Source organism: Kaistella sp. CFF1-2 (assembly GCF_059509915.1).
The window spans coordinates 1-8,437 of record NZ_JCAKLF010000010.1; the positions used below are offsets into that span (position 1 = coordinate 1).

The following is an 8,437-nucleotide window of genomic DNA, read 5'->3' on the forward strand; positions in this document are numbered from 1 at the left end:
AGCCCGCACTTCGCCAATACTTTTTCCGTTAGCGTCAAGTGTTGCCAAAAGAACTTTCATAAAAAATAGAACAAATGGATATATATCAAATTGCAGAAGAACAAATTTTAGAAAAACAAAAAATTGTTGATTTTGATATAAAGGAGTTTACCATAGAACTCTTGGTAAATAAATATCTTAATGGAATTGAATCTGATGACAATGATATTTTCATTCCAACATATCAGAGAAATTTTGTTTGGGACGTTGATAGACAATCCAAATTTATAGAATCAGTTTTATTAGGATTACCGATACCTTATATATTTTCTGCTGATACTGACGGTAGATTGGAAATTGTTGATGGTTCTCAACGACTAAGAACAATCGTAGCATTTTATGAAAATCATTTAACTTTAAAAAATCTTGAAATATTAACTAGTTTAAACGGATTTAAATATCAAGATCTAATAAAATCAAGACAAAGAAAGTTTCTTAATTCCACCATTAGAATGATTGCTCTTTCCGACAAGAGTGACGAGGATGTTAGATTTATGATGTTTGAACGAATTAACACAGGTAGTGCAATTCTAAAGGACATGGAAAAGCGTAAAGGGATATTTGGAGGAAAATTTATGGATTTCGTATATAACGAGTGTTCAAAACATCCTTTATTTATAAGAAATACGAAGTTTACAGATCGTCTTGAAAAAAGAGGAGAACCTCAAGAATTGATTATAAGATTTTTCGCTTATTCTGACAATTACAAATTAGTAAAATCTGGAGTAAATGAATTTTTAAATGAATTTGTGGAATCTAAAAATAAATCATTTGATAGAGCAAGATATACGGACGAATTTGACAAAATGTTGAAATTTGTAGATAAGTACTTTCCAGATGGATTTATAAAATCAAAAACGTCTAGTAAAACGCCAAGGGTACGATTTGACGCAATTTCGGTTGGTGTAAATCTTGCATTACGTGAAAAACCCAATCTTATTCCACAAGATTTAAGTTGGTTAAATAGTAAAATTTTCAATGAACTAATTACCAAAGGTGGTCAAAATGCTCCGACAGCAATAAAAGAGAGAATCGAGTTTGTATATAACAAGCTAATTAATGGTTAATGGTTACGGTACTTATAGACTTTGAAAAAAGAGTTAAAGAAATAGATTTGTTTTTTAAACATTTAGAAAATCTTGAAACTGAAGGTGCTTTATTGTATTTTCCAAACAGAATAAGACGAAAAACACAATCTCATAATGTAGAACTTATTAAAGTTTTTAAAGCTAATGTATTTCTCTTGTTATACAATTTAGCTGAATCATCAATAAAACAATCTTTAGTTGAAATGTATGATAAAATTTCATCTGACAATTTATGTTATAGTGAAGTAATTGACGAAATAAAAAAAATCTGGATTTCTCAAAAACACGACAATTTTCGAAATAAAGGAACAGAGAATATTTTTTTAGTTCTAGGACAATTAGCTGACGATGTAATAGACATTGAATTTGATTCTTCTAAAATAATATCCGGAAATATTGATGGTAGAAAAATTAGAGAATTTTCTACTAAATATGGATTTTCTGATAGAACTCACAGAAATGCAAATAATGGAAATAAACTTCACCAAGTAAAAACTCAACGTAACAATCTCGCTCATGGAAATATTTCTTTTGCTGAATGTGGTAGAAATTACAGCGTTGAACAACTTTCTGAAACAAAAAAAGAAGTATTTATGTATTTACGCAATATTCTTCGAAACATTCAAAAATATTTAGATGAAAGAAAGTACGCAATTTAAAAACACCTGCCGCTAACATTGTATTGGCAAAAGACGGGGTTGAATATTTCCTTAGAAAGTTTTGTGAAAATAGTCGCAAAAACCTTTTCCATTTTTTAGTTTTTTATTAATTTTAAAAAATGGAAAAAGTTTTTTGCTTCGGTCGGTTTTCCCCTGAAATTATCAGCAAAATAGCCCGTCCTTCGCCAATACTTTTTCCGTTACCTGCAACCCTTTCCAAACACTCCGCAACAAAAAAGCGACCTCAAAAAGTCGCTAAAAAAAATTAATCATTTAACATTACGTTGTACGTTGGGTCTTCAATTACATTGACATCAATAATGCTTTCTGCATTTTTAATTAATTTTCTACAATCGGGACTTAAATGTTTTAAATGTATTTTTTTGTTTTGTTTGTGGTATCGTTCGGTGAGTTTATTCAATGCTTCAATTGCCGACATATCTACTACTCGACTTTCTTTAAAATCAATAATGACTTCTTCAGGGTCGTTCAGTACATCAAATTTTTCTGTAAATGCAGTGGTTGAACCAAAGAAAAGTGGTCCATAAATTTCATAATGTTTCACGCCATTATCATCTACAAATTTTCTTGCTCTAATACGTTTTGCATTGTCCCACGCAAAAACCAACGCTGCAATGATGACTCCAATTAAAACTGCCAAAGCCAAATTGTGCAAGAAAACCGTAACCAATGTTACTAAAACCATTACCAATATATCCGACTTTGGAAACTTCGTAAATGTTCTAAGACTTGCCCATTCAAACGTACCAATCGCTACCATAATCATAAGTCCTGTAAGTGCAGCCATCGGAACTTTTTCTATCAAACCGCTTCCAAACATTACAAAAACGAGCAACATTACAGATGCTACAATTCCCGAAAGTCTTGCTCTTGCTCCGTTGGAAACGTTGATTAAACTTTGTCCAAGCATTGCACAACCGCCCATTCCTGAAAAGAAACCCGATAAAATATTAGCCGTTCCTTGTGCCACTGCTTCTCTATTGCTATGTCCTCTTGTTTCAGTAATTTCATCAATAATATTCAAAGTCAATAAACTTTCAATCAAACCAACCCCTGCAACAATAGCCGCATACGGAAAAATAATTTGAAGTGTTTCTAAATTAAAAGGAATTTGAGGAATATGAAATGGCGGAAAACCACCTTTGATAGAAGCAATATCGCCAACAGTTTTGGTATCCAATTTTAAAAAATAAACCAAACTAAAAACCACTAAAATAGCAGTAAGCGAAGCGGGAACAGCTTTTGTAATTTTAGGTAATCCCCAAATGATAAGCATTGTTAAACCCACCAAAGCCAAAAGAATATACATATTTGAACCTGTGAGCCAATTGCCCGAAGCATCTTTGAATTGGTCTAACTGCGACATAAAAATAATGATGGCTAAACCATTGACAAAACCAAAAATTACTGGATGCGGAACCAACCGTATGAGTTTTCCTAACTTTAAAAATCCTGCTAACATTTGAATAATTCCTGCTAAAATAACGGTGGCAAAAACGTATTCCACACCGTGCGTTTTTGCTAAAACAACTATGACTACTGCTATTGCTCCCGTTGCTCCCGAAATCATTCCGGGACGACCACCTAAAATGGACGTAACCAAGCCCATCATAAAAGCGGCATAAAGACCCACAAGCGGAGAAAGTCCTGCAATTAAGGCAAACGCAACTGCTTCCGGAACTAAAGCCAAAGCAACGGTAATACCTGATAAAATTTCGGTTTTGTAATCTACTTTTTGTTTGAAATCAAACAAATTGATAATTTTCTGCATAAGATATTTGTATTGTAAAAATTTATAAAATGTAATTTGCACCGAACATCTAAATTTCGGGTACACTAAAGAAACCAATAAAAGGAATTGGGGGAAAACAACAATTAATCAACCATTAAGGCGGAGTAACTTGAGAAGATATTTGAGTTGCTTTTTTCATTGAGGTTGCAAAATTAACATTTTATGACAACTTGACAAAACAAAACTTGACAAAACCTAATAAAAAATTAGGGCTGCAGGTAACAAGGTATTGCCAAAAGCGGGGCTAAAGTGCTAAATTCAAAGTTTATACTTCTATTCCGCCAAAAACGAATTTTATTCGTTTTTTATTTTTAAATTTAACTCATAATAATTCGTTTTGGCTTGCCTCGGTGCAAAATCGAAACTTACCGCTTCGATTTCCCCGCCTTCGGCAATACCCAAAACGTTACCTGCAATATCATAAAAAAACCGCATAAAACGAGAGAATATGAAAATCGCAACTTGGAATATTGAAAGACTAAAAGATTTAAAAAACCTCATTCCTGTTGTTGAAAATATTCAAAAAATTAATGCTGATATATTAGTTCTTACAGAATTTGACAATCTTGTGGAACTACCTTTTTATGAATTTAAAACGGAAACCTTAAAACTTCCAAAAAAACCTTATGGTTACAGAGAAACTGAAAGACGAGTTGCAATTTTTTCCAAATTTCCAATAATAAAAACTTTCAAAACTTATGACGAAATGACTTCTTGTTGCGCAGAAATTCAAACAAATTTTGGAAATTTAATCGTTTATGGGACCATTGTTGGGATTTTGGGATATTCGGACAAGAATTTTAAGACAGATTTGGAAAAACAAACAAAAGACATAAAATCATTATCAAAACTTGGTCATTTTTGTTATTCAGGAGACTTAAACACTTCATTTTCTGACAATTATTATTTCACACATTTTGCACGCGAAAAATTCATTAAATGTTTTCAAGAAAATGACTTAATAAACACAACTGAAAATTTGAGTGAAAACATTGACCACATTGTCGTAAGTGAAAAATTTTTGAGTAACTTTAAATTTCAAATTTCAGAATGGAATATTAACAAGGAATTTTCAGACCATAAAGGAATTTGTATTGAATTAAAAAAATAAATATAGATAAAGATACTGCAGGTAACATGGGTTTTGCAAGATGCGGGGTTGAAGGAAATCTTAGAAAATTTTTAGAAAATACCCGCAAAAAACTTTTCCATTTTTTAGTTTTTTCGTAATTTTAAAAAATGGAAAAAGTTTTTGCTAGAGATTGGTTCTCCTCTCCACTTTCGGTTGCAGTAGCCCGCACCTCGCAAAGCCCTTTCCCGTTATCGGTAATGGCAAAACAACGTTCCGAACAAGCATCATCCGACAAAAAAAACGAAAATTGCCAACGCTTCAAAAAATAAAAGAGGTACAAGCCAACGCACAAATCCAACACAATTGTACCACATTTATTTTTCCCAAGCCCACCCACCACCCAAAAATATTTGGACTAAATTTGTCCATTTTAAAAATATTTGTATATTTGGACAAATATTGACCAAATGGCAACATTAAAAAACATAACATCATTTGGAGAGCATCTTAGAAATCTAAGAGAAAACCAAGGCTTGACACTTAAAAGTGTTGCAGAAAGTATTGGTATTGATACTTCTCTTCTTGCCAAAATAGAACGCAACGAAAGGCAACCAACGAAACAAATTATCAAATTAGTTTCAGACTTCTTTAATTGTGACGAAAAAGAATTATCGAATAATTTTTTGAGTGATCAAATTGCGTATAAAATTTTAGATGAAGAAGCTGATTTGAGCATTTTGAAAGTTGCCGAGGAAAAAGTTAAATACCTAAAAACCGTAAACAATGGAAAATAAGATAAAAGTAGTCGAATTGTTTGCAGGAGTTGGTGGTTTCAGACTTGGACTAGAAGGCTGGAATGGAAAATCTGCATCTTCAAATTATAAAAAACCGATTGAAACAAATTACGAAGTCGTTTGGAGCAATCAGTGGGAACCATCAACGAAAATCCAACACGCTTCTGCCGTTTACGAAAACCGTTTTGGAATGGATAACCATTCAAATCGGGACATTGCAAGTGTTGATGTTTCTGATATTCCAGATCACGATTTGCTAGTCGGTGGTTTTCCATGTCAAGATTATTCAGTTGCAACAACGCTAAAAAATTCCAAAGGTTTACTTGGGAAAAAAGGTGTTTTGTGGTGGTCAATTCACAAAATCCTTTCCGAAAAAGAAAATAAACCAAAATATTTATTTCTTGAGAATGTAGATAGACTTTTGATTTCACCCTCAAAACAAAGAGGTAGAGATTTTGCGATTATTTTACAAAGTCTGAACGAACTCGGATATGCTGTAGAGTGGAGAGTTATCAACGCTGCTGATTTTGGAATGCCACAAAGAAGAAGAAGAATTTTCATTTTGGCATATTTGAACAATAGCGAAATCTACCAAAACATAAAAAACACAAAACCGATAGAATGGATTTTAGAAGAAGGTACTTTAGCCAATTCTTTTCCAGTAATTGCTGAAAATAAATTATTTCCAAAGGAAATAAAATTGGAAGGAGATATTGTTGCAATTTCTGAAAATTTCAACAAAAACGGAAAAGTTGGTTTGTTTGAAAATTCAGGTTTAATGATTAACGGAAAAGTAACAACAATCAAAACGCAACCAAATTATGATGGAAAATTTACATTTTTAAAAGACCTTGTTCAAAATGGAGAAGTAACCGAAGATTTTTATATCAACAATGAAGATTTGGACAAATGGAAATATCTAAAAGGTCCGAAAAAAGAAATGCGTAAAAATGCAGATGGATTTGAATATAATTATAGTGAAGGTGGAATGATTTTTCCAGATCCACTTGACAAACCATCTCGAACAATTATTACAGGAGAAGGCGGAAAATCTGCATCAAGATTTAAACACGTTATCCAAACTCCAAAAGGTTTGAGAAGACTTTCGCCAGTCGAATTGGAGCGTTTAAATATGTTTCCAGACGACCATACAAAATTGAATGGAATAACAGATACAAAACGAGCTTTTTTTATGGGAAATGCTTTGGTTGTTGGAGTTATTGAAAAAATAGGAATTGCTCTTACTGAAAAAATTAAAAATGAAGTTACCGTATAATCCGAGTGATAAAAACTCAATAATTGAGTACGCAAAAAAACTAAAAGGGAAATCATTAAGAGAAATTTGTGAGCCAAGTATTTTAGAACATCATTATTCCGGAAAAGGGAATTTCGGACAACTTTTAGAGAAATTCTATTTTGGTTACAATCCAAATTCGACAGCAGAAGCAGATTTTGCAGAAATTGGAATGGAACTAAAATCTTCGCCATTAAAGCAACTAAAAAACAAGGAATATCGTTCAAAAGAACGATTAGTTTTGAATATCATCAATTATCTAAATGTTGTAAACCAAGATTTTGAAAATAGCGATTTCATCAAAAAGAATGCGAGCATTCTTTTGATTTTCTATTTGCATCAAGCTGGTTATGACATTTTGGATTTCATCATAAAATTAGTTGATGAGTGGAATTTCCCTTCAACTGATTTAGAAATTATCAAGAAAGATTGGGAAACAATCAAACAGAAAATTGCTGATGGAAAAGCTCACGAACTTTCTGAAGGAGATACATTTTATCTAGGTGCTTGTACAAAAGGTGCAAGTGCTTCTACAGTTAGGAAACAACCATTTTCAGAAACACTTGCAAAACAAAGAGCGTATTCTTTCAAACAAGGTTATGTAAATCACATCATAGCTTCAATTGCAGGAGAAACAAAAGAAGTTTATGGAAAACTAATTCCATCTGTAAAAGAGGCGAAAAAGAAAACAATTGAGGAAATTGTAATTGAAAAATTCAAACCTTATTACGGAAAAACGATTGAAGAAATCTTAGACAAAACTGGAGTTGAATTAAATACTTCTGCAAAAAGCTTCTATGCAAACTTGACAAAAGCAATTTTAGGAATTGAACTCAACAAAGAAATTGAAGAATTTGAAAAAGCTGAAATTCAAGTAAAAACTGTACGATTGAAAGCAAACAATTTACCTAAAGAAGATATGTCTTTTCCGAATTTCAAATACGAAGAGATTATAAATGAAACTTGGGAGGATTCTGATTTTAAAGACATTTTAGAACATAAATTTCTTTTTGTATTTTTTCAATTTCAAGGCAACGAACTAGTTTTGAGAAAAGTAAAATTTTGGAATATGCCCTACTCTGATTTGCTCGAAGTTGAAAAAGTTTGGACAAAAACACAACAAATCGTTGCAAAAGGAGAAATCGTAAAAGGCTTCAAAACAGACAAAAATGGAAAAACAAGTCGTGAAACTAATTTTCCAAACAAAACATTTAGTTCAATTTCTCATGTTCGACCTCATGCAACAAATGCTTTAGATACATATCCTTTACCAAAACAAGATAAACTGACAAAAGAAAATGAATATACAAAACATTGTTTTTGGCTAAATAATAGTTACATAAGAGACGAAATATATTTGAAATAACCAACGCTTTTGGTAGCACATTTGCATTTTTCCAACCGCACAAAGCCAAACAAAAATGCAAAAGAGCTACCAAGCCAACACTCAACAGAACGACCGAAAAGTGCCACTACCGATAACAAGGGTTTGGCGAAATGGCGGGTTAAGTGCAAAATTTAATGTCAGTAATTCTATCACCGCATAAGCCATTTGTATTTCCTTTTTTTGTAATTTAGCAAATAAAAATGGCTTATGCTACTGTTGTGCAAAATTGAAAGTTAGTGCTTCTATTTCCGCCACTGTCGCCAAGCCCCAAAACGTTATCTGTAATGCTTA

8 protein-coding genes are annotated in these 8,437 nt (G+C 32.3%); 7 read left to right on the top strand and 1 reads right to left on the bottom strand.

Features of this window, described 5'->3' with window-relative positions; all coding sequences use genetic code 11:
- Positions 1-74: 74 nt before the first annotated feature.
- Together AC5XHR_RS13430 and AC5XHR_RS13435 are read left to right on the top strand one after the other, a co-directional pair.
- Entirely contained in the window at positions 75-1,106 is a 1,032-nt protein-coding gene (locus tag AC5XHR_RS13430) for a DUF262 domain-containing protein (RefSeq protein WP_495951299.1), read from the top strand.
- Entirely contained in the window at positions 1,106-1,786 is a 681-nt protein-coding gene (locus tag AC5XHR_RS13435) for an MAE_28990/MAE_18760 family HEPN-like nuclease (RefSeq protein ID WP_495951300.1), read from the top strand. The genes AC5XHR_RS13430 and AC5XHR_RS13435 overlap by 1 nt, the downstream gene beginning before the upstream one ends.
- 265 nt (positions 1,787-2,051) lie before the next feature.
- Here AC5XHR_RS13435 and AC5XHR_RS13440 read toward each other — a convergent pair whose 3' ends face one another.
- Positions 2,052-3,578: a SulP family inorganic anion transporter gene (locus tag AC5XHR_RS13440; protein ID WP_182043843.1), complete on the bottom strand. Its 1,527-nt coding sequence runs from the start codon at positions 3,576-3,578 to the stop codon at positions 2,052-2,054.
- A gap of 469 nt (positions 3,579-4,047) precedes the next feature.
- Here AC5XHR_RS13440 and AC5XHR_RS13445 point away from each other — a divergent pair, with 469 nt between their 5' ends.
- The 5 genes from AC5XHR_RS13445 to AC5XHR_RS13465 all read left to right on the top strand — a co-directional run bounded on the left by AC5XHR_RS13445 (position 4,048) and on the right by AC5XHR_RS13465 (position 8,125).
- Entirely contained in the window at positions 4,048-4,710 is a 663-nt protein-coding gene (locus tag AC5XHR_RS13445) for an endonuclease/exonuclease/phosphatase family protein (protein WP_495951301.1), read from the top strand.
- A 128-nt stretch (positions 4,711-4,838) separates the two neighbouring features.
- Complete coding sequence (locus AC5XHR_RS13450; protein ID WP_495951302.1) at positions 4,839-5,000, top strand: hypothetical protein; 162 nt, start codon at positions 4,839-4,841, stop codon at positions 4,998-5,000.
- Positions 5,001-5,138: 138 nt separating this feature from the next.
- Complete coding sequence (locus AC5XHR_RS13455; RefSeq protein WP_495951303.1) at positions 5,139-5,465, top strand: helix-turn-helix domain-containing protein; 327 nt, start codon at positions 5,139-5,141, stop codon at positions 5,463-5,465.
- Complete coding sequence (dcm, locus tag AC5XHR_RS13460) at positions 5,455-6,741, top strand: DNA (cytosine-5-)-methyltransferase (protein WP_495951304.1); 1,287 nt, start codon at positions 5,455-5,457, stop codon at positions 6,739-6,741. The genes AC5XHR_RS13455 and dcm overlap by 11 nt, the downstream gene beginning before the upstream one ends.
- Entirely contained in the window at positions 6,725-8,125 is a 1,401-nt protein-coding gene (locus AC5XHR_RS13465; RefSeq protein ID WP_495951305.1) for a Sau3AI family type II restriction endonuclease, read from the top strand. Before dcm ends, AC5XHR_RS13465 begins: the two co-directional genes overlap by 17 nt.
- Positions 8,126-8,437 lie beyond the last annotated feature (312 nt).